The organism is Dyadobacter sandarakinus (genome assembly GCF_016894445.1).
In the GTDB taxonomy this organism is placed as follows: Bacteria; Bacteroidota; Bacteroidia; order Cytophagales; family Spirosomataceae; genus Dyadobacter; species Dyadobacter sandarakinus.
The window spans coordinates 3,137,896-3,164,721 of sequence record NZ_CP056775.1 but is presented as its reverse complement, the minus strand read 5'-3'; the positions used below and the strand labels follow the sequence as shown (position 1 = coordinate 3,164,721).

The window sequence follows — 26,826 nt, the reverse complement described above, 5'->3', positions numbered from 1 at the left end:
GCTTACTATTTCAACTTCACAATCGTGACTCCCGCGCCACCCCGGTCGGGATGCTCGTCGGTCATGCCGGCCACCTGCGGATACGTGCGCAGGTGATTTCTGACAAGCGTGCGCAAAATACCGTCACCTTTGCCATGTACGATCCTGAGCTCATCATACCCGAGCATAATGGCGTTATCCATAAACTGATCCACCAGGCCCAAAGCTTCTTCCCCGCGTTTGCCCCGCATATCAAGATTGAAGCTGAAATTGAGCATGCGCTCATTCAGGTCAATGCCGCGTGCGGCGGTTTTAACTTTCTTTTCGCCTGTGGCTACGCGGTAGGTCTTATTGGATACCTTTTCGAGGCGGTTCAGCTTTACATTCGATTTAAGCTCCCCAATCCGTATTTCAGCGTCTTTGCCTTTGATTGAAAGTACTTCACCTACGGCAGTCTGGCCTGTAATACGGACGTAGCTTCCAGGAGTAATATCGCCAACCTCGGGTTCAAATACTTCTTCTTCCGCCACCGGCGCAGCTACTTCTTCCAGTTTGAGATTTTGTTTGCCGAAGTTTTCAAGTCCTGTGCGGGCAGTGCGGGTCTTTTCTTTCTCTGCCTTGTTCTCCTTAATCTCCCTGATTGTGTTTTCAATGAGCTGGTTTGCATCTGAAATAAGATTTTTAGCTTTCAGTTTGGCTTCATTCACGATCCGCTTTTCATTGGTTTCAAGTTTCTCTTTGAGGAGGGTATAGCTGGCCAGCTGCTGCGCCAGCTTTCGCTCCTTGATACCTGCTTCGATATTTTTTTCAGCAAATACGCGTCGCTCGATATCCAGCTCTTTTAACAGTTTTTCAAAACTTACCTGCTGCGTACCCAGCTTTTCCTTGGCCCGGTCGATCACGGCATTGGGCAGGCCGATCTTTGAGGCTATTTCAAATGCAAAGGAGCTGCCCGGCCGGCCTATTTCAAGCTGGTAGAGGGGTTCCAGGTGCTCGCCGTCAAAGCGCATGGCTCCGTTTACCAGTCCCTCCGTTTTGTCTGCAAGTACTTTCAGGTTGGTGTAATGCGTGTTGATCACACCATAAGCGCCGGAGCGGGTGAGGTTTTCGAGAATTGCCTCGGCAATCGCTCCGCCCAGGCCGGGTTCTGTTCCGGTACCGAATTCGTCAATCAGAAAAAGTGTGCGTTTGTTAGCCAGCGTCAGGAAGTGGCGCATGTTGGTAAGGTGCGAGCTGTATGTACTCAGATCATTGTCAAGCGATTGCTCGTCACCAATATCAATAAAGATATTCTGGAAAAAGCCCATGGACGTATCCTCGGCAACCGGTACCAGTAGTCCGCACTGAAACATGTACTGGATCAGCCCTACGGTTTTCAGCGAAACGGACTTTCCACCGGCATTCGGTCCTGAAACGATCAGGATCCGTTGTTTTTCATCCAGCGCAATGTTGAGCGGCACTACCTTTTTTCCCTGTTTCTGGAAAGACAAATGCAAAAGGGGATGACGTGCCTGGCGCCAGTCGATAAACTGCCGGTTGTAAAATGCCGGGCTGATCGCATTCATTTCTGCTGCCAGCCGGGCCTTTGCCCTGAGAAAATCCATGAGGCCAAGGAACATATACGCCTTTTGAAGGTCGGGTACGAAAGGCCGCAGGTAGCTGGTAAGCTCCATAAGAATGCGGTTGATCTCCCTCCGCTCCTCGTATTCGAGCTCGCGGATCTCATTGTTCGACTCAAATACATCCGTAGGTTCAATAAAAACGGTTTGTCCCGTAGCAGACTCATCGTGAATAAACCCGCGCAACTTGCGCTTATGCTCAGCCGCGACGGGGATAACCATCCTTCCGTTACGAACAGTGAGCGACACGTCATCGCCTACCCAGCCGCTGCTTTTGGCTGAACGTAAAATCGTGTCCAGCTTTTTGCGGATGCCCGCCTGTTCGGAGATCAGCTTCTTGCGGATGCGGGAAAGTTCAGGGGAGGCCGAGTCACGGATTTGTCCGCGCTCGTCGATCATGCGGTCGATGGAATCGGTTACTGCTTTTTCCACACGGATGGTCTTCGCATATTCACCGAGCAAAGGAAAAGCTTCCGGCTCCTGCGACTCAAAAAAGCGGAGGCACATGCGGATGGTCAGCAGCGAAACTTTCAGATCAAAAAATTCAGTCTGCGTGAGCAGCATTCCTTCAATCTGTGCCCTTTTCAGGTAAGGTGTGGCGTCAATGTAGTTCTGGGATGGAAAATTCTCCCCTGTGGAAAGTATTTTCTGCATCTCGGCAGTTTGACTGACCAGCTTCTCAACCATGCCAAAGTTGTCCGAAAATCTTATTTTCTCGACATAATACTGCCCAAGCGGGCTGATGCAGGCTCCGCGAAGCCAGTCCCTGAGTTTGTCGAAACCCAGTTTTTGTTCTATTGTATTGGGATATAACATTTCGTTTTTTTCTGATTTTAGAAGAGCATTCTGATCTCTTCTCTTAGCACGCCGAGTGCGCGCGTTACGGGCTGTGCTTCCTGCCCCATGATTTGTGCAAAAATTTGTTTAGCCAGCTCGGCAGCAGGAGCTTCTGCGGGTACCTGGGCCGCTGCCTGGTTGATCGCGGCCACGGTCTCGTTCATGGCTGCTGTAACCTGCTCCCAGGCTCCCTGACTCATATAAAGCTGCTGGGCGACATTATGGTTGTATTCGTTCCGGATTTCCATCAGCACAATTTCTTGCAGCTCTACCGCAGACGTGGCCGTCACAGTCGTCCTGAGCAACAGGTTATTAGGTGAAATTCTTTCCAAAAAAATACACATGCGTTCATAAGCCTGAAGCCGGAGTGGAAGTGTTATTTCTACATTTTTGCTCCTGATCTCCCATCTTTGTTTTTCAAATATTTTTTCTGCTACCGTTGTAATTGTCAGGTAAGTGCCATAGATCACAGCCACAGCAATAAGCAGAACAATTAGTAACCATAAATAATCCATAAAGCAATCACATTGTTGATTTTGTCTCAAAAACAGAAACAAAATTAAAACGATTACATGTATTTAGGGCAGATTTACAAGAAAAGCGCGAATGGATTACATCCGATTGTTGTTGATGGGAGATAATTGCGCAGGAATTACAAATAAATGGAAAATCCGATCCAGCTGACTGAGAATGCCCGGCTTGAAATCAGGTCTACCCTGCAAGCCAATAAAATCCCCGAAACCTATGGGCTCAGGGTGGGGATGCGGGGTGGTGCATGCAGCGGCACATTTCTTTTAGGCTTTGACACCCCCACAGAATTTGACCAGACTTATATCATAGAAGGAATTAAAGTATTGATCGATAAGCGCCACCTGATGTATGTCATAGGTGTATCGGTAGATTATGAAGAAGGCGTGAACGGGAGCGGATATACGGTGTCCACTGCTGGCCGCTCCTGAGCCGGCCTATTCTTCGATAGTAACGTGCTTCCAGTTCTCTCCCGAGCGGATACGGTTGAGCTGCGTATGGGTAATACCAAACTGCTTTGCAATCATTTTCAGGCGGTTATTGTCATTTTTAAGCAGCTTCTTGATGATTCTCACCTTGCTTTCTGTCAGCTTGTAGTTCTTTGTCCGGCGTGGAATGACCCGGTTGATAAAAGCAGGGTTTTCACGGTTATGCTCGATCATTTCTGTCTTCGTAACCCAGCGCAGGTTTTCATAGTAGTTGTTTTGTTTGTCAAAATCTACATGAATCACATAGTTATGCGTATCGCCGGGCTTGTCTACAAAATGCTCTGCAACCAGCTTATGCACATAGCGGTTAATGGTTTTTCCGCCAGCCACACGTATGTTTAATGATCGGTAACCCTGTATGACTGAGCCCTTTATCACTACACCTTCTTTCGGGTTGTTCTGAAAGCTTTTCAATCTCCCGTAATTGGAAACTTCGTAATGAGGAGCGTTCTCGATTTCGTCGAAGTTGATTTTTGCCCACTTTTCATTCCAGAAACTCCGACTTGCATTTGACTCATTCATTGTGATAAGGATAATAATTAGGTGTAAAAGGTTTTTCCAAATTGATATAACCATGCCTGCCGGCCTGCCGGTGCCGGGACGATCTGGCATTCTTTTGTTGTTGTTTGGTCCTTATAGGGATAGTATTTCTTCTGTTTAACAAAACAACCTTTACGAATATGAAGCGCACGCTGATCATTGGAGCAACCTCAAACCCGTCCAGGTACGCATACCTGGCAGCACAAAAACTCAAAAATTACGGGCACCCGGTATTATTACTGGGCCGCAGAAAAGGATTTGCCGTGCAGGAGGAAATTCACCTGGAGAAGATTGACTGGAAAGATGTAGATACGGTAACACTCTACATTAATTCCAGCCACCAGCCCGAATATTACGACTACATCATTTCTTTGAACCCTAAACGCGTAATTTTCAACCCTGGTACCGAAAATCCTGAATTTGAAAACATGTTGGCTGATAAAAATATCATACCAATAGAAGGCTGTACTTTGGTCATGCTTTCGGTCGGACAATATTAATTTCAAACGTATATACAATGGTTTGTGCCAGGACGTTGCGGCGGCCGGGTACCTTACCAGCGGATCAGCGCAGACGCCCAGGTGAAGCCGCTCCCGAATGCAGCCAGGCACACCAGCCCGCCTTCCTTCACACGACCGGCTTCCCAGGCTTCGGCCAGCGCTATCGGAATAGATGCGGCGGTGGTATTACCGAAACGCTCGATGTTGTTGACAACCTTTGTTTCCGGCAACTGCAGTTGCTGCCGTACATACTCGCTGATCCTGATGTTGGCCTGGTGGGGTACCAGCAGGTCTATGTCCTCTGGTTTGAGCCCGTTTGCATGCAGCGCCTCTATGATAACCTCCCCGAACCGTGCAATAGCGTGCTTGAAAACAGCATTGCCGTTCATATATACATTATAGCCTCCTTCTTCCAGCATTTCATGACTGACAGGCCTGCCGGCACGACTGCTGCCAGGTTCTTTTACATACAATTCTTCTGCAAAACGACCGTCGGCATGGAGGTGGGTAGACAGGATGCGATGGCCGGCATCCTCGCTGGCCACCAAAACGGCTGCTCCTGCACCGTCGCCGAAAATCACCGCCGTACTTCTGCCGGCTGTACTCTTATCGATCCAGCTTGATTGTATTTCTGACCCGATCACCAGAGCCGACCGGTACATACCCGATTTGATAAACTGATCGGCAATGGATAATGCATATACAAAACCGGAACACTGCTCGCGGATGTCGATCACGGGCTTGCCTTCCATACCCAGCTCGCGCTGCATGAGAAAAGCTGATCCCGGGAAAAAGTAATCGGGGGTAATCGTCGCATACACGATCACGTCAATGTCGCCGGGTTGCAGGCCTGCACGGTCCAGTGCCTGGCGCGACGCTTCGGCCGCCATGCTGTAATTGGTATCTTTTCCGTATTCGAAGTAGCGCCTTTCGCGGATGCCCGTGCGCTCCCTGATCCATTCATCGGACGTATCCATCCATTGCTTCAGATCATCATTGGTGACTACGTTGGCAGGCACATAGTAGCCGAGGCCGGTTATTCGGGAGAATGTCATTTTTTGTAAAATCAATGCATGATGTCAGGAATATATAGTGTGCAGCTATACAAATTTGCAATAAAAACGCCGGGCCAGCAGTGCTTTTACTTTTTTCTCAGATTATCAAGGACAGACAGGCCGACATAGAGCAGCATAATAGCCGGAATAGCCAGAAATTGCAGAAATACAAGCAATACCACGGTGAGCGCTATCAGCACGTACCGGGCTTCATTGCCTTTCCAGCCGAAGTTCTTAAATTTCAGCGCAATCAGGGGCACCTCGGTAACCAGGAGGACAGACATGACCACGGTGAGGATCAGCAAATGGTTGGTATCGATGATCAGCGTTTTCCAGTATGCGTCCCGGGTGTGGACGATAAAAGGAAGAGATGAAATCAGCATTGCATTCGCCGGGGTAGGGACACCGATAAACGTATCACTTTGGCGGGGATCGTTGTTAAACTTCGCGAGGCGTATGGCCGAGAAAATGGCAATGATAAATGCGAGATAGGCTTTCCATATTCCAAACAGGTCGGGTATGCTCTGCATCAGCAGCTGGTACATGATAATGGAAGGCAGCAGGCCGAATGTAACCATGTCTGCCAGTGAGTCCAGGTCTTTACCGATAGGGGAAGACGCTTTGAGCAGGCGTGCGAGGAAACCGTCAAGAAAATCAAAAATGAGCGCAATACCTGTCAGTACACAGGAAAGCAGCAGGTTATTATGGAATGCTTCCACGACACCGATGCACCCGCAAAGCAGGTTTCCGCAGGTGAGTGCATTGGGAATGTTACGGCGGATCATGTGCTATCGGAAAAAAGGGTTGTTTTTCTTTTCAAAACCTATGGTCGTAGGCTCCATGTGGCCGGCGTATACCTTATAATCATCAGGCAGTGTGAAAAGCTGCGTGCGGATGCTGCTGAGCAGGGTAGGAAGGTTGCCTCCGGGCAGGTCCGTACGCCCGATACTCATGCGGAACAAAACATCACCGCCGATTACAAACCGGTCATTATCGCTCACAAATGCAACATGCCCCGGCGCATGCCCGGGCACAAAAAGTACTTTCAGCTTCGTATTTCCAAAGGTAACCGGTGTTGACTCGTCCAGGTAGCCATCAATTTCAGGTTCGTCGAAGCGCGCAAAGCCGTAATTGGAAGCATAGGCCTTTACGGCTTTCAGCAGCGGTTCGTCCAGGCGGTGCAGGTAAAACGGGATCTGATACTTTCGCTTGATTTCGGCTACGCCCAGCACATGGTCAATGTGGGCATGCGTGTTGAAGATGCCTGCAGGTTTCAGATTCTCCGCTTTCAGATAGCGGTCGAGCTCATCAAACTCCGCCCGCTCGTAACAACCCGGATCCACGATAATCGCTTCGCCCGTTTCGTCAGACAGTATATAGGTATTTTCAGAAAAGGGATTGAAGACAAACGATTGTATGCGGACCATTGTGCAGGATCAGTAATGTAAAAAGACCGGGGCTAAGTTAGCAAACAGTTTGCAAACCTTAGCTCCGGCCTTTTTACAGCGTTTTTTAACGCTTAATCCTGCAACTGCTCAGTGGCAGTAATGCGAATGCGGTCGTAGTAGAAAATACTCAGGCCTTCAAAGCCCGAGTCGGTACCGACAAAAAACCAGATTTCGCCTGCTGCATTGGCTTTTACAGAGATCGGCTTACCGGCATTAGAGCGTTGTACCAGCCGGTACACGAAATCTTCTTCTCCATTGGCCACATCTCCCAGCAATACGGCATCTTTCCCGGCCTGGGACTGCTGACCTTTATCCAGAGAAAAATGGTAAAACCCTTTGTCGAGCTTTACTACGGGTTCAATGGGTGAAGCGCCGGCTTTGAGGTACACGGAACTGCCCGGAGAACCGCCGGTGCCCATGCTGGCAGCAGGGTACTGTGTGCCAAGTGTGAGTTCAATGTTGATGTTGTAGGTTTGATTGGGTACAAACCCGCTCACTTTCTTTTTCAGAAACATAAACATGTCGTCACTCCCGTTTTGCGCTTGCATCCGCATCGCATACTGGGTTGTATCCAATCCTTTCGGAAGTCGGGCAACCCCGGCGGCTGTTTGAAGGGTGGCACTGTCTGTGTCCGTTGAAAACTCGGAAAAGCCCGGCGTCCAGCCATCTACGCCGGTCTGAAAATTAGCGTCGATGATGGTCGTTGTGTTGATATTTCCGTTGTCATTGCACCCCGAGACAAATAGTGTAATGACCATTCCTGCATAAAGCAACCACTTTCTCATGGCAAAATCATTTAGGTAAAACATAAACGTGAGTCTGCTGATAGGAGCATAATTACACGCGCCGGGTTGGAAAGAAAAATGTACTTTCTGTGTCCAAAATGCGAAAGAAGCTGATTGAATGGGTTTTAACCAATGATGAAAATGGTTGGTTTCTTATGAAGATCGGGTCGCGACTGCTTCCATTTGGTGACGGGTAAGGTCCTGATCAGTTCTTCCTGTCCTGTAATGTCTGCGGCAATGCAGAGGCGGGTGTCGGGCTGGCAGGTTTCCAGCACAGCTTCCAGCAGCTGATTGTTACGGAATGGGGTTTCCATGAAAATCTGGCTTTGCCCGCGTTGTCTTGCCTCTCTTTCCAAGGTTTGCAGGGCTTTCTTTCGCATAGCCTTGTCGATCGGGAGGTATCCATGGAAAGCAAAGGATTGCCCGCTCATGCCTGAGCCCATCAGCGCCAGCAAAATGGATGACGGACCTACCAGGGGTATCACCCGCATGCCAAGATCATGGGCAAAGCCCACCGCCACTGCGCCCGGATCGGCCACGCCGGGGCAGCCTGCTTCGGACAAGATACCTGCATTGTGGGTCAGGCTTCTCAGATTTTCGAAAGTAGTCAGCTCGGGAGTATCTTTTGTCAGTTCTATAAATTCAAGCCCGTCAATTACTTTCCCCAATTTAAGGCTGCTGATGAACCTGCGTGCGGTGCGAATATTTTCTACGAAAAAAGTGTCCAGGTGTAAAATTGTCTCAGCTATTTGGGGAGACAGCACGTTCTGGTGGGTGCCTTCTGCCAGGATGGTGGGGATCAAAAACAGGGATATGCGCTCACTGGTCATAGGTCAGATTATTTTGGCATTATTCCAACCTTCACCGGTTGAATTGGATCATCAAAGCATGACAAAGGTAAAAACAATGAGAACTCTGTTATACGCCAGCCTTGTATTGTGGTGCGCAATTGCATGCCGAGAAAAGAATATGGATACGATACAGTCCTTTACCCAGGCAAACGGCCTGTCGGGCCGGTGGTACCTTAAAGCAGTGGAAAAGGGTGTTACTGCTCAGAAAACCTGGGAAAACGTACAGGCTGCGGAGGTAGATACGCTGGTGTTCAGGAATGACGGGGTGATCATGAGTGCCACAGGGCTTCCCCGGTGTTGTTCACCCAATTCCCTGATTCTGAATGGTAACCTTGTTGAAATCAAACCTACGTCCCCGGTACCGCCCAATCCGATGTGTGCCCGTGTCAACTGCGTATCGTGCTCCACATGGGACATAGAACTGAGCGGCAGCGAAATAGTTGTTACACCCTGTAACATGCCCCGGCTGCGGTACGTCAGATAGGTTTTTCCAGGAAGCTGATCAGTTTTTCTACAAATAGTTTTGGCTGCTCGGCCTGAATCCAGTGTCCGGCGTCGGGTATCGTTTCCAGCACCGCATTTGGAAAAATAGCCAGGATTGCTTCCCAGTCCTCATCCAGGATGTAATCAGACTTTGCGCCCCGCATAAACAATGCCGGGGTTTTTATTTGCACATCGCTTTCAACCGGGGCGCCTACATTGCCCATATCGGTCGTGAGCAGCGGCAGGTTAAAGCGCCAGCCAAATCCGCCGTCGTCTTTTCTGTACAAGTTTTTTAGCAGGAACTGCCGCACTGTCAGCGAAGGCTCATAGCGGCTCAGTACCTCATCCGCCTCGTGCCGGCTGGCAAGTGTAGCCAGCTCTATCGCATTCAAACCACGGAGAATATCGGTATGGTGAATAGGGTAGGACCTGGGCGCTATATCCACCACCACGAGCTTTTCGAAAGTCCCGGGATAGGTAACTGCGTATTGCATCACCGTTTTTCCACCCATAGAATGTCCGACGAGGATCGGATTTTCGAGTGCCTGGTCTTCGATAAATGCTTTCAGATCGGAGGCAAATGTAGGAAAGTCGAGCGGCCCTTCGTGGGGCGAGCGGCCGTGGTGCCGCTGGTCTACCAGAAATACCTGGTAACCATGATCCGCAATGGTTTTGCTGATGGTCAGCCAGTTATCCAGAAACCCGAATACGCCGTGAAGAATGATCAGTGGTTTGCCGGTATCTCCGGTCTTTTTGAAATTAAGCTGCATAGTACCTTAAACGGATTGATTGCGCCTGCCATGTGCAGGCACGTTATTTGAAATAAGCGGCAAAACTGCTGCCAGGTTCACAAGGTGCCTGTTATTTTCAAAATGAAAGAAATACTTTCAGCCAAAGTTAACATACGGGTAACATCATTTTGCGGCAGCACAATCCCCTTCCTCACATCCTGTCCGAAAGCTGAGCCAGCGGCCGGAAAAGGTACCTGGCATACATCCGGCAGGCCTGGTAAAGTTAACAAATCCTTAAAACAGGAATATTGAATTATTGGTACAGTTTCGTGCATTATTTCAATAAATCAGATAGTTACGTCTTTTAGTATTGCATTTTAGTAGGAATCTGGTTTTTGTTTCTAAAAGAAGAATCGTATTATTTTGCAGTAAGTATTATGCATAACCCCCGATGGTCCTACCAACTATTACAAACAAATCACCAAAGTTTATGAACGGGAAAAGTTTACTTTTCAAGGCAGCGTGTTGTGCGCTGGTCATTTTTCTATTATCGTTTTTAGCGCCTGGTGCCATGGCACAGGTCACTTCATCAGCTATCACCGGACGTGTTGCAGACAGCAAAGGAGATGTTCTCCCGGGCGCGACCGTCGTGGCAGTGCACGTTCCTTCGGGTTCCAAGTACGGCTCCATCACCAACGAGCAGGGCTTGTACACCATTCCGGCAGTTCGCGTAGGCGGACCTTACACGGTGACGGTATCCTTTGTGGGTTTTTCGGATAAATCCCAGGAAAACATCTTCGCCAATCTCGGAACTGCGGCCAATGTAAACTTTGATCTGCAGGACGGAAGCAACCAGTTGAGCGAAGTAGTGGTAACTGGCGCGGGCAGCGACATTTTCAGCTCGGACCGCACCGGAGCAGCGACTACATTCAACAAAGGTTTGATTACCAGCCTTCCCACGCTAGGCCGTACCCTGAATGATATCACCAAATACAATGCGTACAGCAACGGTCGCTCGTTTGGCGGGCAGGATAGCCGTTACAACAACTTTACAATTGACGGTTCCGTTTTCAACAACGGTTTTGGTCTGGGTAATGAAGCGCAGGCCGGCGGTCGTACCGGGTCCACGGCAATCTCGCTTGATGCGATTGAAGAAGTGCAGATCAACATTGCACCTTATGACGTACGTCAGTCGGGTTTTGCGGGTGCGGGTATCAATGCAGTAACCCGCTCGGGTACGAATGAATTTTCAGGCTCGGTTTTTCACTTTTTCAAAAACAAGAACCTGGCGGGCGACAAGGCGGATGGTAATCCTGTAAATGTGGCCAAATTCAATGAAACAACTACGGGTTTCCGCCTGGGTGGCCCGATCGTGAAGAACAAGCTTTTCTTCTTTGTCAATGGTGAATTTGTGAAGCGTTCGAGCCCGGCACTGGACTTTGCGCTGAACAGGGGACAGACAGGCAATAATGTTTCGCGTACTACATTGGCCGACATGCAGGATCTGGCTGCCTTTATGCAGGAAAAGTTCAACTACAACGTAGGCGCGCTGGACGGTTTCAATAATGAAAACAAGAGCAACAAGTTTCTTGGCCGCATTGACTATAACATCAGCGACAAGCACAAGCTGACCCTTCGTTACTCGCACCACGACTCGAACTCTGACGTGCTTATCAGCCAGAGCAACAGCAGTAACACGGCGGGATTTGGTAACCGTACCAACTCGCTTTCGGCCATTTCTCCCGAAAATACCGGCTACATCATCCAGGATAATACCCGCTCTTTTGTAGCAGAGCTGAACTCCAATTTCGGCGGTAAATTTGCCAATACCTTCATTGGAACTTTCAACAAGCAGATCGAGGACCGCAAGTACAAAGCGCCGATCTTCCCGACCATTGAAATACAAAAAGACGGATCAACCTACACCACGATTGGTTCCGATCCGTTCACACCGAACAACCGCCTGGATTACTCTACGCTGAACATTACCGACAACCTGACCTACTTTGCAGGTAAAAACACCATTACGGTCGGTGCTTCTTACGAGTATTTCAAATCAAACAACCTGTTCTTCCCGACTTCTAATGGAGTTTTTGTATTCCGCTCAATCCAGGACTTCAAAAATGCAGCCAATGCCTATCTGGCGAATCCTGATCTGACGGTAGCTCCTGATACCCTGGTGCGCTTCAACTATCGCTACTCCCTGCTTCCGGGTGGTGCGGCTCCATGGCAGGTTTTCAAAACACAAACCATGAGCTTGTACGCACAGGATGATTACCAGGCTACACCCAATTTCAAGCTGACCGTCGGCCTCCGTGCAGACTACATCAATATGCCGAATACTTCCAAACAGTATTACAATGCGGAAGTGGCCGGTATCGAGTTCCGTGATCCGGACAATAAACCGTATAATGTAAATACCGGTAATGTTCCAAAGTCACGTATTTACCTGTCGCCGCGTATCGGTTTCAACTGGGACGTAAAGGGTGACCGTACCACGCAGGTTCGCGGTGGAACGGGCTTGTTCCTTTCGCGGGTTCCTTATGTACTGATTTCCAACCAGCTGGGTAACAATGGTGTGAACTCTGCAACGATCGGAGCGAACAACACCGTAGCGTATCCGTTCACACTGAATCCTTCGGTTTACAATCCGACAACTACAGGTCCCCTTCGTGGCTACCAGGTCAATGCATCTGACGAAGGCCTGAAATTCCCGCAAATCTGGAAAACCAACATTGGTATCGACCAGCAGCTTGGCTGGGGCATCATTGGAACTGTCGAGGGTATTCTGAATAAAAACTACAATTCTCTGCGCTACCTGGACGTCAACCTGAAAGCACCTGAGGCACAGTTTGCCGGAGCAGATTCCCGTGATCGTTTCCCTGCATCCGGTCTTTCAGGAGTACCTGCTACCAACGCGCGTCTGGTCAACAATACGGTTTCGAATGTTTACGTACTCACCAACACCAACAAAGGCTACTCGTACTCGCTGACTGCCAAACTTGAAAAGCCGGCTACCCGCGGTTTCGGAGGAATGATCGGTTATACTTACGGCAAAGCGAAAGACCTTGCTTCGGTGTCGAGTACTGTGGAAGGTAACGTTCCTACGGTAAATGGTCTGAACTACCTTGACCTGGCTTATTCAGGTAATGATGTTCGTCACCGCTTTGTGGGTTACGTCACTTACCGTAAAGAATATGGCGGGAAGTTCGGTGGTGCTACCATGTTCACTTTGGGTGGTGTATCATCAAGCGGTACCAAAATATCTTACATCAGCGCCACGGATATGAATGGTGACGGACAGAACAATGACCTGATCTTCGTTCCAAAACAGGCGTCGGATATTGCATTTACTACATTGACGACCCCTGTAAATGGCAAAAGCTACACATTCTCGCCGGAGCAGCAAACCGAAGCATTCCAGAAATACATTGACAATCATCCGTATTTGTCAAAAAGAAAAGGCAAATACGCCGAGCGCAATGGCGGTGCTTATCCGTGGCTGACACGTTTTGACTTTACCGTAGAGCAGGATTTCTACGTACTAGTGGGTGCAAAGCAGAAAAAGAACATCATCCGTCTCCGTGCCGATATTTTCAACGTCGGTAACATGATCAGCAACAAATGGGGAGTTGGCAACCAGGTGACTGTTTCATCAAACAGTACCCAGTCCAACCCGCTTAATTTTGCAGCAGTAACCGCGGACGGCGTTCCAACCTACCGGATGGGTACGCAGGTGATCAATGGAGAGCCGGTACTGGTTCGTGACGCATTTGTAAAATCACAAACGATCAACGACGTCTGGCAGGCACAGATCGGTATCCGGTACATTTTTAACTAGTTTTTTGCCTTTTAGCAAAGAGGGTCCCGCTTGGCAGGACCCTCTTTTTTTTATTCTTTTTTGACAAACAAGCTGTTTACAAAAACCGGATTGTCGGTACAAATGATGTCCGGCCCGCGACTTTCCCATAGCTTCTGATACATAGGCTTTGAAACATCGGTCCTCAGGGTATCTATGTTCCCGTTTGTTCCCAGCGAGGCCACAATGTTCATTTCATGAATTTTGTCATAAAACGGGCTGTCCTGCAGGTCTCTCGGCGTGAGTGCGACAAGGCGCTCAGCCGGCAGGCCCGACTTGGCTACCGCATCAATATGGTCTCGGGAGTTGAAGCCTACTGCAAGCATCAGGTCAGGGGCAAGCCGGTGAGCTGTTTTTGCCTCGTCCAGGGAGTAGCAGATCAGCACAGACTTGGCCAGGTTTTCCGTCGCTCTCAACATTTCAATCGTGCGCCGGATGTCGGTCTCAGGCTTTTTGTCCACAATCAGAACCAGATTTTTATCCCTGCTCCAAGCCAGCACATGCTGCAGGGTAGGGATGGGAAACTCGGTAATAGCCCCGAAAGCATCTTTGAGTTTGAGCCTGCTTGCTGTTTTCCATTTCGTTTTGCTCAGCAGGCCCTTCCCGTTCGTTTTGCCCGACAGCTCGTCGTCGTGCGATATGATAAGGAGGCTGTCTGCGGTCATTCTTACATCAAATTCCAGCAATACACAGGGTACCTTGGCATAGGTACGCTCAAACGTTGCCATGCTGTTTCCGGGAAAGCCGTCTTCGGTACCACCCTGATGTGCCATAATCAGGGGTGCGTTGCGCTGACCGGGTTTGAGGAAGGCCTGCAGCGCGCCCGGCTTTGTAAAATCACAATCCTGCGCGAAGCACAAAGCCGGCAGCATCATGGCGAGGAGGGTGGTTTTTAGGTTTTTGGTCATGGGGGTGGGGGGAGTGAGTGAGTGAGTTGGGGAATGTTTGAATGATTGAATGATTGAATGACTGAATTGTTGAATGGGTAGTGAGTGAATGAGTGAGTGAGTGAGTGAGTTGGGGAATGATGAATGATTGAATGACTGAGTGAATATTTACAGGAGTTCTCTTTTTCTTTCTCCATCCTCCTTTCCTCCCTTCCTCCTTCCTCCTCCTTCCTTCCTCTCCTCCACCAATCTTAAACATTTTCAAAGCAAAATAGGTATAAACAGGAGATTTTGTTCCAAATTTGAAGATTGTAGTCCGGTAGGCGCTGATCGCCTTTTATTTCTAATATGGCCCTTTCGATCAAGGAAATCCAAATTCCTATTGCAGATGAAATGAAGGCTTTCGAGCACAAGTTTCGTCAGTTCATGAAAAGCGATGTAATGCTCCTGGATCAGATCATGAACTATATCGTGCGACGAAAAGGCAAGCAGCTACGGCCCATGTTCGTGTTTCTTTCGGCGGGTGTATGCGGGCAAATCCAGGAATCAACCTATCGGGGAGGTGCATTGATCGAGCTCCTGCATACCGCCACACTCGTTCATGATGACGTGGTGGACGACTCCAATTACCGCCGCGGTTTTTTTTCGGTCAATGCATTATGGAAAAACAAGATAGCCGTACTGGTAGGTGACTACCTGCTTTCCCGCGGACTTTTGCTTAGTGTTGACAATGAGGATTTTGAGTTGCTTAAAATTGTGTCTACAGCCGTGCGGGAACTGAGTGAGGGAGAGCTTCTGCAAATAGAAAAAGCCCGTCGCCTCGATATCAACGAAGAAGTTTATTATCAGATCATCCGTCAGAAAACCGCCTCCCTGATCGCTTCCTGCTGTGCGGTGGGAGCATCTTCCGTGAAAGCCAGCACCGACGATGTAAAGCGTATGCATGCATTCGGTGAAAAGGTGGGAATGGCCTTCCAGATCAAAGACGACCTTTTTGACTACGGTGAAGACGAAATCGGCAAGCCGCTGGGCATTGACATTAAGGAAAAAAAGATGACCCTACCCCTCATTTATGCACTTAATCATTCAGCCTGGCTGGAAAAACGCAGGATCATTAACATTATCCGCAACGAAAGCCACAAGCCCAAGAAAGTGAATGAAGTGATTGCATACGTAAAAGAATCGGGTGGGCTGCGCTATGCTCAGGAAGTAATGCAGCGCTATGTCGAAGAAGCCCGTACCATCCTGTACGAATTTGCAGATTCGCCCTACCGGCAGTCGCTGGAACAACTTGTTCAATATACGATCGAACGTAGCAAATAAGCACAGCAATCGGGTACTCATCTGATTTAGAATATCCTGAGAAAATCAGCAGGCATTTGAAATAATTTGAACCGGCACCGGGTTGTATAGGTAATCTTTACTCATTCCTGACCGTCATGAAATGCTTTCTTACCCTGATCCTGGCATTTTCCAGCGCCGTCCTCTTTGCGCAGCCGGTTGTGATGAGCCGCATAAAAGCAGATTCCCTCGGTCTTCCCAAAAAACAACTTTCTGATTATGCCACGCGTACAGGCGTCATGCTCGAAACGCCATTCAGTGTGCAGGCGCGCATGAAAAGTGCCGTACAGTCTGCTTTGTCCCTCGATCGCATGACTGATCTGAATCTCTGGTGCAGCATTTACCTGAATGCCGAAGGCAGAGTTGACTATGTTTTGTACGAATTTATGCCGGTTGCCGGTGAGGGTAGCATGAAGCCGGCACCCGGCGCAGATTCACTCGGCCGGGTATTGGAAGCGAAGCTGCCGGCTTTTCTTAATGAGGTGATCTCCTCCCGGAATGCCGGTTCCAAATCCATATACCGCACATTTTCAGATGTACAGGCATTTCCCTCCGGTGTAAAAAAAGACAGCACTGTGTTTGGACTTGCCAGTGCGCTGGCTGCCCAGGATACATTAAAGGTTAGTAAGCTGCATTTATCGAGAAGCTTGCTGACCGAGGTTCCGGATGTAATTTACCGCTTCCCCAACCTTCAAATGCTGATGCTGGATGACAATGACCTGAAATCGGCTAGTATCAATATGAAGCGCCTGCCGAAGTTGCGGCACATTGATCTGAGCCGGAATGTGCTGGATTCCAAAGAGATTCGCATTTCAAAAAACACATCCCTGAAATGGCTGAACCTGCAAAAGAACGGAATGCACGACATTCCGGCCGCGGTACAGCGTTGCAAGTCATTGCAAACGCTTTGGCTTGGATATAACCCGGCAGACCATCTTTCCAACAAGAGTTTCAGAAAGTTGAAAAAGCTGCGGGACCTCAACCTGTACCGGGCAGACATCACCGTTCTGCCCAAAGGGATTAAAAAGCTGCGGAATCTGGAAGTGCTGGATTTGTATTACAACAAGCTGGAATCGCTGCCGGCAAGTATTGTAAATTTGAAAAAGCTGACGCATCTGGCCATTTCACACAACCAGCTGAAGGAGCTGCCGGAGCGCATTGACAAGCTTGCCAGCGTGCACACGCTCTATGCGCACCACAATCGCCTGAGTAAGCTGCCACCCAGCATTGTGAACATGCAAAATCTGAAAATCCTGGATCTTGGGTTTAACTGGTTCACTACTTTTCCCTCCGAGCTGACGTCCTTTGTGCGTCTTAGCGAGCTGGACTTGTCTTCCAACAATTTTCCTGAATTTCCTGAGCAACTCTTAAAAATTCAGAACCTCGGCAAGCTGTACCTTCGCGGCAACCCATTTTTGCAAAAAGATTCCGAGGACAAGTACAGCCGCCAGCTCGGCCAGCTTAAAAGCCGCCACATTGAAGTCTTTTACTAAGTTTCAGAGATTCCACCAGTAGGTGAATTTGAGCACTACCGCCCGGTTTTTAACCCTGAAATTCTCAGGCAGGTAATTGTCTGTGTAAACAATAAAAAGGTCGGACGCAGGCTTGTAGCGCCATTGCAGACGGGCATTCAGGTTAATGTTATCAGCCTGGTTGTTGTACTGCATGAAGGTGGTGAAAAACAGGGTATTCGTAAATGTAACATCTACCCGGGGACCTACCAGCCACAGCTGCGTCCTGTTCCAGGGTTCCGGCAGCCTGATGTCGTTATAGTTACCGGCCATCGTAATGGCTACATAAGGCTGCACGCGGTAGCCAAGCTCAGCCCGCAGGTTATTGCGCCGCCCATGCTGGTAATAGCCGCCCAAAATGCCCGATGCTGCGTAGGTAAGTCTGTTTTGAGGACCTGACACAATGTCAAATCCGGTTGCCTTCCAGTTGTGCTCGGTACCGGTTGCGAGCGTGAAGCTGCCCAGGTTGGTAGGGTCAAACGGACGCAGGAGCCGTACATAATTGCTCGATCCCCACACGGCTATAGTGGCGCGGTTGATAAAGTTGAGGTTGTAGGAAAGAATAAATTCACGGTCACTCAGGTCGAACTTCTTATCCCAGTATACATTACTGACCAGCTTGGGCCCGTGACTGATAATCCTTTTTGATTTTACAAAAAACAGGTAGCCGATGTTGGGACTGATTTTGTAATAACCCATCCGCACCGCATTGGGCACATAGCCCACTTCTGCATTGTAGTTTTTGCCTACATACTCATGCTGCCACTGCCAGAAGAAGTTGGCACGATTGAATTTCAGGTCCGCTGCGTGGGTGAAGTCGTCTGACGATTTGCCGGGCGTAAACGATTTGAGCAAAAGTACCTTTCCTGTCCAGAGGTTTTTAGCACTCGCGAGGTTGAACTCCGCACCTATGTTACGGTTGTACTTGTTGGTCTGCGCATATTTCTCGGGAGAGTAGTTGATCGCATCCCGGTTAACAAAAAGAAAGCGAATGTTGGAGCGGGCAAGTACCTGCCTTTGCAGCGCAAATACCGCATAATTGTTGCGGGGCGAAATACTGTCCTGTGACGAAGTTTGCACGTCGAGTACCCCGATGCGCCAGTTCTTGTTGATCTTGCCGCTCATGCGCGCACCGAACTCGATGGGAACTCCCAAACCTATCCTCCGGGAGAAAAAAGGACGAATGGTAGCGTACCCGAAATTGGCGAAAAGGTCGGCGTTTTCCAGGAAGAACTGCCGCCGCTCCGGGAAAAAGAGTTCAAAGCGGTCCAGGTTGGTTTGCTGCACATCCACATCAACCTGTGAAAAGTCGGGGTTAACCGTCAAGTCCAGATTAAGGGAAGGAGTAAGTCCTATTTTGACATCCCCGCCAATGGCAGGCTTGTATTTATTGGGACGATCGTTGGCGTAATCCTTGGTTAAGCGGGTAGCCGCATAGGGAATAACGGAAATGTTGGGGCCCGGATTAGGAGGCGGCACGTCCCACACCAGCACGCCGGTGTAGGCCAGCGACGCAGAGGGAAACTGCCGCGGCACAGGTGCCCAGGCCGATTTTTCAGAAATAGTAAGGTCCTGGCGGCTAAAATTGATGCCCCAGCGTGTAATACCGGGCTTGTACCGGATGCTTTTAAACGGAATTGCAGCTTCCCATACCCATTTGTCGTCATCATTCCTGACGGAGCTCACCCACTTGTTGTCCCAGCTCAGGTCCACGGTACCACCGTCGCCCTGCTGCCCATCCCAGGGAGCACCCGCTGCATTGGCCCCGAACGAAAAACCATTGGTTTTGTCGTCGAAGGTGTCCATGAAGAGCAGGAAGTTATCATTTTTCCCAAATGAAAAATCCCTTTTCAAAGACTCCACGATAATGGATCCCTTCACCGGCTTGTAGTTGACGACCAGGATGTACAGGTTTTGCCTGTCATAGCACATTTTCACGTCGGTGAGCGCCCGTGCGAAGCTGGTATCCATGGGCGTGATCATGAAAAAATCCTTCGCAGTTTCGGCATTGCTCCATGCAAGGTCGTCGGGTACTCCGTCGACGGTCACCTCGGAAGTGGCGCCGTGAATGTGGTACTGGTAGTTTTCATTGGGTTTCTGGGCTAAGCTTTGCAGTACAAGAAAAAAGCACAGGATTGTTAAGGTAAAAACGGATCGCACGGGGTTCAGGTAGTTTTAGGAATCAGGGGTATTTAAATAGAATTTCTGAACCAGCGGGCATCAGCGTAAAAAGTGCCGAAGGGTACCAGTGAAGAAATGAAGGACAGGATCGATTTTTTGAATGACCAGCTGTGCTCAATGGCAACCTGTACCAGGAGGAGCACAAATAAGACAAACAGTACGCCGTGGGCCATGCCTACTACACGTACAGCCTGCGGCATTCCGGCCAGGTATTTCAGCGGCATTGCAATTCCCAGCAGTACGAGGTAGGAGATACCTTCCAGGAAAGCAACAATGCGCAGGCGGCCGAGGGGTGATTTTAACAGGGAAGAAACCATGGGGGTAATTGTAAACAAACTTGGAAATCCGGTTGTAAAGATACGTATTCGCGATTTGGTAAGTAGTGCTTTTTCAAGAATGTTGTTTCGTTGTTCAAAAAGATAATCATCAATTATTTTCTAATTTGCCGCCAGGCTGTTTAAACTTCAATATCAATGAATAAAACTTTAACAACATTACTTTTTGTACTTCTCACTTATTGGTCAGTAGCTCAAAGCATCACGGTAACCGGAAAAGTTACGGACGAGCGCGGCGATGTGCTGGTGGGAGCGTCGGTTGTACAGAGGGGTTCTGGCAATGGTACCATCACCGATGCCGGCGGTACCTACTCGCTGAATGTGTTGGGACCCGCAGCCGTACTTGTGGTGACTTATGTGGGATACAGCACCATCGAGCGTGCCGTAGGAGCCGGTGGTACGCAGGATTTTCAGATGGAAAATGCGACGGTACTCAACCAGGTGACTGTGGTAGGATCGCGTAATCTTAACCGCTCTTCCACAGACACACCTGCGCCTGTGGACGTGATCGACATACGGGAGGTAACCACCCGGCAGGGTCAGCTGGATGTAAACCAGCTTCTTCAGTTTGCGGCTCCTTCTTTCAATTCTAACCGCCAGACCGGCTCAGACGGTGCGGATCACGTAGATCCGGCTTCACTCCGCGGGCTGGGCCCCGACCAGACGCTGGTCCTGATCAATGGAAAACGCCGGCACCAGTCGTCCCTCGTTAACCTGTTCGGCTCGCGCGGGCGGGGCAATACCGGTACCGACCTGAATGCAATTCCTGCCGCAGCCATCGAGCGCATTGAAATCCTTCGCGACGGAGCATCGGCACAATACGGCTCCGACGCCATTGCCGGGGTGATCAACATCGTACTGAAAGAAACCGTAAATCAGCTTTCTGCCAATGTAAATGCAGGTATTTACCAGGCCAAATACCGGTTTGACAATAAAAAGTTTGATGGTTTAAATTATAATGTAAACCTGAACTATGGGGTGGCCATCGCAAAAAAGGGCTTTGTAAATGTGACGGCCGACTACAACTTTCGCGACCATACCAACCGGGCCAATACGGTCAGCAGCGAGGCGGATCTGGCAAGGCGGCAGTACGGCGACCCTAAGATGGGCAATGCAGCATTGTACTATAACGCGAAAATACCATTGGGCAAAAACGTGCAGTTTTACACGTTTGGCGGACTCAACCGCCGCAATGGAGATGCTTATGCCTGGACACGCTTTGCCGACGATGACCGGAATATCCCATCCATTTATCCCAATGGATTTGACCCGATTATTACCAGTAAGATTGACGACCGCGCAGTTACCGGAGGCTTCCGCGGCGTGTGGCGCTCGTGGGACATTGATGTGAGCAATACGTATGGCTTTAACAAGTTTCATTTCGGGGTTGAGAACTCACTCAATGCATCATTCGGGCCGCTATCGCAGACGGAGTTTGATGCAGGTGGTTTTCAGCTCGGGCAAAATGTTTCAAACCTCAATGTGTCGCGCTACTACAAGAATATTCTGCAGGGGCTGAATGTTGCATTCGGGGCAGAATACCGGACGGAGCGCTACAAGATTTTTGCAGGAGAGCGGGCATCGTATTACAATTATGATCCTGCGAAGGCAGGCGGGTCACAGGGATTTCCAGGGTACAGCCCGTCGGATGTGACCAATAAAAGCCGCTCGAATGTAGGCGCATATCTTGACCTGGAAGCAGACGTCACCAAAAACCTGCTGATAGACATAGCAGGACGCTTTGAAAATTACAGTGATTTCGGAAGTACTGTGAATGGAAAGTTGGGATTGAGGTACAAGATCACTGATGCCCTTGCGGCAAGAGGATCGGTGAGTACGGGCTTCCGGGCACCGTCGCTGGCTCAGAAGTATTTCAATTCAACCTTTACCAACTTTGTGAATGGTCAGCCGGTGGAAGTACTGCTGGCAAACAATAACAGCGCTGTGACCCAGGCATTGGGTATCCCGCAGCTCAAACAGGAAACTTCACAAAATGCCAGCCTGGGACTTACTTATACACCCTCGGCGCGATTGTCGGTGACGGTGGATGGTTATTATGTAAAGGTAAAAGACCGCGTAGTATTGACCGGTCAGTTCAGTGATGATGATAAAGAAATAGGTAGTCTGCTGCGTGCATTGCGGGTGGGAAAAGCGCAGTTTTTTACCAATGCACTGGCTTATACAACGACCAAAGGTCTGGATGTGATTGTGGCGCACAATATGCCGCTTGGTGCTGGCAGGCTGAGTTCAACGCTGGCTGCCAACTTCAACTGGATGGAACTGGGTCCGGTCAATACGGTGCCCAAACTTGCCGGTAAGGAGGATATTTATTTCGATGACCGCGAAAGACGCTTTGTACTTTCGTCGGCACCGCCTTCCAAAATCAACCTTACGCTGGACTACTCCGTGGACAAGTGGAGCTTTATGGTGCGTCTGATACACTTTGGTGAAATCCGGCTGACGAACTGGGATTATGAGCAGGATGTATATGCTCCGAAAGTGCAGACCGACGTGACGGTGAATTACAAGTTTACCAAAAACATCTCCCTGTCACTCGGTGCCAGCAACCTGCTCAATGTTTATCCTGATATGTCGCTGCCGGCATTGACAGAGTCGGGAGGTGCCTGGGATCCCGTACAGATGGGTAGCAATGGTGCTTTTTACTTTGCCAGGTTAGGGTTCAGGTTCTGACGGAACAAAGTGTTGTTAAACAAAAAGGGGTTCAGCTTGCTGAACCCCTTTTTGTTTTTAAGAACTATATCATTGCAAACACCGGATTAGATCTGCCGTGAGACTATCCGTAGTGTATGATCTACAAGTCTGCAACCTCAACCCGCATCTTTCCTTTGCTCTTTCCGCCTGCGGGTTTGTTTTCCTTATTGCGCATTTTTACGAAATCGCGGAACCTGCGTACAGTAGCCATAATAAAGCCGATCACCAGCACAAAAGTACCCATCCAGAGTACATTGATAAGGGGCTTTTCGATGGCTTTCATGACAATGAAGTCACGCTGTGTGGTATTTACATTAAAGGTAAATTGTCCGGTTTGCGGGTTAATTTCCTGGAACTGGATCCGCATGCCCAGGTCGTTGCTTACCTCGGGCTTGCGTGCTACCATGCGGTTACGAATCACGAACGATGGTGTGATCACATATTCCTTGTCTTTGTCCAGCACCCGAATGATCGCTTTTACAGCCGCATCACCTTCGCCGAGCGTGACACCTTCCACCTGCTCGGTACGTACAACGTTGTCAAGGATGGCTACATAATCATTTACGAAAAATGTATCCCTGAGATTAACTGTAAAGCTTTCAGTCTGGCTCCACACCGGCTCAGCAGTAGGATTGGTGACCATCGATACATAAGTGTAAAGGTCCTTGTTGACTTTCCGCTGAATGTCCGGTGAAGACACGATCCCGCCCATTGCCGGGTTGATCTGCACCCTTGGAAAAAGGTTGAAGATCCGGCCCGAAGGCTCGCGGTATTCAATGTCATAGTAAAAGTTCTCAGGGAAGATTTCGAGCGTATCACCTTTTGCATTGTACTGTTTACCATCTACTACAATATCGCGCAAGGCCACGGCATGATAGTCGCCCTCGATTATATCCACCCAGCTTTTGGGAAGGTACCCCGGAATATGGCGGGGCTCCACGCGTACATCGCGCCAGGTGAGCATATAGTCACCCATTTTCTCAGGCTTGTTGAGCCAGAGTGTGATATTTTCCTTATTTTCCTTGTTGTCGTCCTTGGTAAATTCATCACTGCGGGAGATCATTAATCCCGAGTTGTTGATCGATACTACCTTGGTATAACCCGAGGAAAACAGGATCCCGATCAGCATCAATGCTACCCCGATGTGCGTAACCGCCCCACCTGAGAGCTTGTAATTTCCCCGGAAGATATCGAACAGGATCGAACCGTTTGCAACCACTGCAAAGACGCCCGCTGTAAGCAGAACAATGTACTGGATATCACGGATACCCTGGTAGGTAATGATTGCCGCAGCGATCAGCAGGGCAAGCAGCAAAGGATTGTATAATGACTGCAGCTTGTCCTTGCCGGCACGTTTCCACCAGAAATACTGGCCTACGCCTGTCACAATGGTGATCAGTGAGAAAAACCAGAGCTGGAACTTGTTATAGTGGCCGATCTGATCAGCAGGCAGGGCCATGTTCAGCACCGTACCAAATGCCTCCGCAATCTTGTTGTAAACCGGGATGGAAGTAGTAGCGATAATCTGGAAACCCGACAGGCAAAGCAGTGTGGCACCAATAAAAATCCAGAATTCCTGCGAGTAGGTGGAGACTTCTTCCTCATCGGAAGGAAGAGACTTCCAGCGATAAACGAGCAGGCCGATGGACGCAAGCGTAAAAGTAAGCAGGTAAACCAGCAGCTGACCGGATAATCCAAGGTCAGTAAATGAGTGTACGGATGCGCTGCCGAGCACACCGCTTCTTGTCATGAATGTAGAATAGAGGACTAAGATAAAAGTAGCAATCGCAAGAATGAAGGATGTTTTCAGCGCCGTCGGGTTCTTGCGGGCAATAATCATGGTGTGAATAGCTGCTACAAGTACCAGCCAGGGCACAAAGGAAGAGTTTTCAACAGGGTCCCAGTTCCAGTAACCGCCGAAGTTCAGTGTTTCGTAGGCCCAGTAAGCACCCATCAGTATCCCCACGCCCAGAATCATGGCGGAAAGCAACGACCAGGGGAGTGCCGGGCGAACCCAGTCCTGAATTTTTTTGGTCCAAAGCCCCGCAATAGCGAAAGAGAACGGAATTAAAGTCGTAGCAAAGCCCAGGAACAGGGTAGGAGGGTGAATCACCATCCAGTAATTCTGCAGAAGCGGGTTAAGACCTTTACCATCCTTGGGAATGAAGTTGGGGTCCATCGCATATACCGGCAGGTCGGGCATTACTTCTTTGAGCAGGAGAAATGGTGTTGAGCCAATTTTCAGATCAAGGCCCGGAATAACCACACCGAGGATCATGGAGGTAAGAAATGCCTGTACAAGTGCAAACACGGCCATTACCGGCGCTTCCCACGACCGGTTGGTCAGGATAAGAATGCAGCCCAGCACCACGTTCCAGAAGATCCAAAGCAAAAAGCTTCCTTCCTGATCCTGCCAGAAACTGGATATGGTATAACCGGTCGGCAGGGACAGCGAAGAGTTTTTCCACGCATAATGGTATTCAAAATAATGATTGCCGATAATCCAGTAAAGCGAGAAAACCACACCCAGCACAGCGGCCACGTGCAGGTAGAACAAGGTACGGGCAAAACGTTTCCACGTTTGTGATTCCTCCACGGTACTACCCGCAATGCCGGCCTTGAAGTAAGCGAAAGTAGCCACCACCGCGGTTACAAACGCAATAATGACAAGCAGGTGCCCTGCACTTCCAATGGTCGTATGGATCATGATTTTGCTGCGGTATGTTCAGTGGTTTCCATTTTCGTATCGTCGTACTTGGACGGGCATTTCATCAGGATCTTATCAGCCACGAAAGCGCCGTTTTTCATTTTCCCGACTACCACTACCTGTTCGGATTTGTCAAAATCCTGCGGTTTGGTGTTTTTGTAAACTACCTTCTGCTCCACATTCTCATTGTCTACCAATGTAAATGTGAAGAAGTTGGGGTCCAGCTCAGGCTGGTATACCATATCCATAATCTGGCCGGAGCCGTCTTTTTTAAGCTTTCCTACCACGTGAATGCTTTCGGCATCGCCGTCCTGCGCCATTTCACGTGCTTTGGTAAAATCTACGTAAGTACTTGCATCACCTGCTGTGGAAACGATAATTCCGATTGCCACTGCAATGATAATCAAACCGAAGATCTGTATCTTTTTCATAGAAGAAGGTTACTTGATGTTGAGGTCTTTTTCAATTTTCCGGAGCTTGGCATCAATCCGCAGCATGTTAATGGCGATGCCGGCAAAAACAATGGCAATGACGGCTACTACTACCCAAATCTTGCCATCTTCACGGAGCTTGTCCGCCATCGGTACCGCATTTTCCGCTGCCTGCGCCATGCTTGTTCCCCCAAGTGACAGGAGCAAAAGAAGTATCAGGGATAATGTTTTCATGCTATTCAGAGGTACTAAAGTCTTAACGAATTTTTGATTTTAAATGTTTGGACAAAGTGGAAAATGAGCAATTTACAGGACTTTTCCCGCGGTTGCCGGCATTTCCTCTTTTACTCTGCTGATCCGCTTTATCCTGATTCTCAGCTCCGCAAGCCATAATCCGAGCAGGATATAACCGATGATAGCTGGGTAAAAAACTTTGCGGATATCATTGTTAAAATCGTATGAGCCGAAAGTACTGTTACCGCCGCTCCCGGGGTGCAGGGAGTCTGTAAGCCGTGGCAGGATATAAATGATCGGGATAAAAACTGCGAAGGCGAAAATGTTATAAACCGAAGAAATGCGTGCTTTGCGCTGTTCATCCTCAAATGAGCTTCTCAGCAGCAGATAAGCAAGGTAAATCAGAATGCCGATGGCTGCACCGTTGAGCTTCGGATCATTGGGCCAGGGATCTCCCCAGGTATAATTGGCCCACACAGAACCTGTAAGGCAACCCAAAATCCCGAAGAAAATAGCGGATTTGGCGATTTCGCTCGCAATATCATCATCCTCAATGCGGCCTTTGTTCAGGTATCTGACCGAAAAAACCATCGACGTAAACAGCAGCATGGTCATGGCCAGCCACAGCGCTACGTGGAAGTATGTATTCCGGATACTTTCATTGATAATGGCGAGATGCGGCACCGGGCCCATCAGTCCCATTACGATCACGTAGAAAATGATCACAATACACAGGATTTTCCACCAAAGCTTTCTCATTGTACTTATTTCAAAACCGGTGAAC

Annotated in this window: 23 protein-coding genes; 7 read left to right on the top strand and 16 right to left on the bottom strand. The window is 49.2% G+C overall.

From position 1 onward, the window contains the following. Positions 1–5: 5 nt before the first annotated feature. Together HWI92_RS12735 and HWI92_RS12730 are read right to left on the bottom strand one after the other, a co-directional pair. Positions 6–2,414 carry an endonuclease MutS2 gene (locus tag HWI92_RS12735; RefSeq protein WP_204655611.1) on the bottom strand — a complete coding sequence of 803 codons (2,409 nt, stop codon included), beginning with the start codon at positions 2,412–2,414 and terminating at the stop codon, positions 6–8. 17 nt (positions 2,415–2,431) lie between these two features. Further along, positions 2,432–2,950, bottom strand: a complete 519-nt coding sequence (locus HWI92_RS12730) for a DUF7935 family protein (protein WP_204655609.1) — start codon at positions 2,948–2,950, stop codon at positions 2,432–2,434. 147 nt (positions 2,951–3,097) lie between these two features. On the opposite strand from HWI92_RS12730, the gene HWI92_RS12725 reads away from it, so the two are divergent. Then, positions 3,098–3,394 (top strand): HesB/IscA family protein, encoded by a 297-nt coding sequence (locus HWI92_RS12725; RefSeq protein ID WP_204655606.1) that lies wholly within the window; start codon positions 3,098–3,100, stop codon positions 3,392–3,394. A 6-nt stretch (positions 3,395–3,400) separates the two neighbouring features. Here HWI92_RS12725 and HWI92_RS12720 read toward each other — a convergent pair whose 3' ends face one another. Then, positions 3,401–3,973, bottom strand: a complete 573-nt coding sequence (locus HWI92_RS12720) for an NUMOD4 domain-containing protein (protein WP_204655604.1) — start codon at positions 3,971–3,973, stop codon at positions 3,401–3,403. 158 nt (positions 3,974–4,131) lie between these two features. Here HWI92_RS12720 and HWI92_RS12715 point away from each other — a divergent pair, with 158 nt between their 5' ends. Then, complete coding sequence (locus HWI92_RS12715) at positions 4,132–4,491, top strand: CoA-binding protein (RefSeq protein ID WP_204655602.1); 360 nt, start codon at positions 4,132–4,134, stop codon at positions 4,489–4,491. Between the two features lie 53 nt (positions 4,492–4,544). On the opposite strand, the gene HWI92_RS12710 is transcribed toward HWI92_RS12715, so the two are convergent. The 5 genes from HWI92_RS12710 to HWI92_RS12690 form a co-directional block, all read right to left on the bottom strand. Further along, positions 4,545–5,546: a beta-ketoacyl-ACP synthase III gene (locus tag HWI92_RS12710; protein ID WP_204655600.1), complete on the bottom strand. Its 1,002-nt coding sequence runs from the start codon at positions 5,544–5,546 to the stop codon at positions 4,545–4,547. Between the two features lie 86 nt (positions 5,547–5,632). Beyond that, entirely contained in the window at positions 5,633–6,331 is a 699-nt protein-coding gene (pssA, locus tag HWI92_RS12705; protein ID WP_204655598.1) for a CDP-diacylglycerol--serine O-phosphatidyltransferase, read from the bottom strand. 3 nt (positions 6,332–6,334) lie between these two features. After that, complete coding sequence (locus HWI92_RS12700; RefSeq protein ID WP_204655596.1) at positions 6,335–6,973, bottom strand: MBL fold metallo-hydrolase; 639 nt, start codon at positions 6,971–6,973, stop codon at positions 6,335–6,337. A 92-nt stretch (positions 6,974–7,065) separates the two neighbouring features. Further along, positions 7,066–7,779: a hypothetical protein gene (locus tag HWI92_RS12695; RefSeq protein WP_204655593.1), complete on the bottom strand. Its 714-nt coding sequence runs from the start codon at positions 7,777–7,779 to the stop codon at positions 7,066–7,068. 125 nt (positions 7,780–7,904) lie between these two features. After that, entirely contained in the window at positions 7,905–8,609 is a 705-nt protein-coding gene (locus HWI92_RS12690) for an SAM-dependent methyltransferase (protein WP_204655591.1), read from the bottom strand. A gap of 76 nt (positions 8,610–8,685) precedes the next feature. On the opposite strand from HWI92_RS12690, the gene HWI92_RS12685 reads away from it, so the two are divergent. Continuing rightward, entirely contained in the window at positions 8,686–9,114 is a 429-nt protein-coding gene (locus HWI92_RS12685; RefSeq protein ID WP_204655589.1) for a hypothetical protein, read from the top strand. Here HWI92_RS12685 and HWI92_RS12680 read toward each other — a convergent pair. Next, positions 9,107–9,883 carry an alpha/beta fold hydrolase gene (locus HWI92_RS12680; protein WP_204655587.1) on the bottom strand — a complete coding sequence of 259 codons (777 nt, stop codon included), beginning with the start codon at positions 9,881–9,883 and terminating at the stop codon, positions 9,107–9,109. The genes HWI92_RS12685 and HWI92_RS12680 overlap by 8 nt on opposite strands. A gap of 451 nt (positions 9,884–10,334) precedes the next feature. On the opposite strand from HWI92_RS12680, the gene HWI92_RS12675 reads away from it, so the two are divergent. Then, the gene (locus tag HWI92_RS12675) at positions 10,335–13,685 is read left to right on the top strand and encodes a TonB-dependent receptor (RefSeq protein WP_204655585.1); all 3,351 of its coding nucleotides are present in this window, start codon (positions 10,335–10,337) and stop codon (positions 13,683–13,685) included. Positions 13,686–13,735: 50 nt separating this feature from the next. Here the strand turns inward: HWI92_RS12675 and HWI92_RS12670 are convergent, their stop codons facing one another. Further along, positions 13,736–14,611 (bottom strand): glycerophosphodiester phosphodiesterase family protein, encoded by an 876-nt coding sequence (locus tag HWI92_RS12670; RefSeq protein WP_204655583.1) that lies wholly within the window; start codon positions 14,609–14,611, stop codon positions 13,736–13,738. A gap of 327 nt (positions 14,612–14,938) precedes the next feature. On the opposite strand from HWI92_RS12670, the gene HWI92_RS12665 reads away from it, so the two are divergent. Both HWI92_RS12665 and HWI92_RS12660 read left to right on the top strand, forming a co-directional pair. Then, on the top strand, positions 14,939–15,913 hold the full coding sequence (locus HWI92_RS12665) for a polyprenyl synthetase family protein (RefSeq protein WP_204655581.1): 975 nt from the start codon (positions 14,939–14,941) through the stop codon (positions 15,911–15,913). Positions 15,914–16,029: 116 nt separating this feature from the next. Next, the gene (locus tag HWI92_RS12660; protein ID WP_204655579.1) at positions 16,030–17,424 is read left to right on the top strand and encodes a leucine-rich repeat domain-containing protein; all 1,395 of its coding nucleotides are present in this window, start codon (positions 16,030–16,032) and stop codon (positions 17,422–17,424) included. Between the two features lie 3 nt (positions 17,425–17,427). Here HWI92_RS12660 and HWI92_RS12655 read toward each other — a convergent pair whose 3' ends face one another. Together HWI92_RS12655 and HWI92_RS12650 are read right to left on the bottom strand one after the other, a co-directional pair. Further along, positions 17,428–19,602: a DUF5916 domain-containing protein gene (locus HWI92_RS12655; RefSeq protein ID WP_204655577.1), complete on the bottom strand. Its 2,175-nt coding sequence runs from the start codon at positions 19,600–19,602 to the stop codon at positions 17,428–17,430. 32 nt (positions 19,603–19,634) lie between these two features. After that, a complete protein-coding gene (locus HWI92_RS12650; protein WP_204655575.1) occupies positions 19,635–19,940 on the bottom strand; it encodes a DUF3817 domain-containing protein in 306 nt (101 codons plus the stop codon). A gap of 156 nt (positions 19,941–20,096) precedes the next feature. Here HWI92_RS12650 and HWI92_RS12645 point away from each other — a divergent pair, with 156 nt between their 5' ends. Continuing rightward, positions 20,097–22,649: a TonB-dependent receptor gene (locus HWI92_RS12645; RefSeq protein WP_204655573.1), complete on the top strand. Its 2,553-nt coding sequence runs from the start codon at positions 20,097–20,099 to the stop codon at positions 22,647–22,649. Between the two features lie 121 nt (positions 22,650–22,770). Here the strand turns inward: HWI92_RS12645 and ccsA (HWI92_RS12640) are convergent, their stop codons facing one another. The 4 genes from ccsA (HWI92_RS12640) to ccsA (HWI92_RS12625) all read right to left on the bottom strand — a co-directional run bounded on the left by ccsA (HWI92_RS12640) (position 22,771) and on the right by ccsA (HWI92_RS12625) (position 26,801). Beyond that, on the bottom strand, positions 22,771–25,377 hold the full coding sequence (gene ccsA / locus HWI92_RS12640) for a cytochrome c biogenesis protein CcsA (protein ID WP_204655571.1): 2,607 nt from the start codon (positions 25,375–25,377) through the stop codon (positions 22,771–22,773). After that, positions 25,374–25,808 carry a cytochrome c maturation protein CcmE domain-containing protein gene (locus HWI92_RS12635; RefSeq protein ID WP_204655563.1) on the bottom strand — a complete coding sequence of 145 codons (435 nt, stop codon included), beginning with the start codon at positions 25,806–25,808 and terminating at the stop codon, positions 25,374–25,376. The genes ccsA (HWI92_RS12640) and HWI92_RS12635 overlap by 4 nt, the downstream gene beginning before the upstream one ends. 9 nt (positions 25,809–25,817) lie before the next feature. Next, the gene (locus HWI92_RS12630) at positions 25,818–26,042 is read right to left on the bottom strand and encodes a CcmD family protein (protein WP_204655554.1); all 225 of its coding nucleotides are present in this window, start codon (positions 26,040–26,042) and stop codon (positions 25,818–25,820) included. A 72-nt stretch (positions 26,043–26,114) separates the two neighbouring features. Then, a complete protein-coding gene (ccsA, locus tag HWI92_RS12625; RefSeq protein ID WP_204655552.1) occupies positions 26,115–26,801 on the bottom strand; it encodes a cytochrome c biogenesis protein CcsA in 687 nt (228 codons plus the stop codon). Positions 26,802–26,826 lie beyond the last annotated feature (25 nt).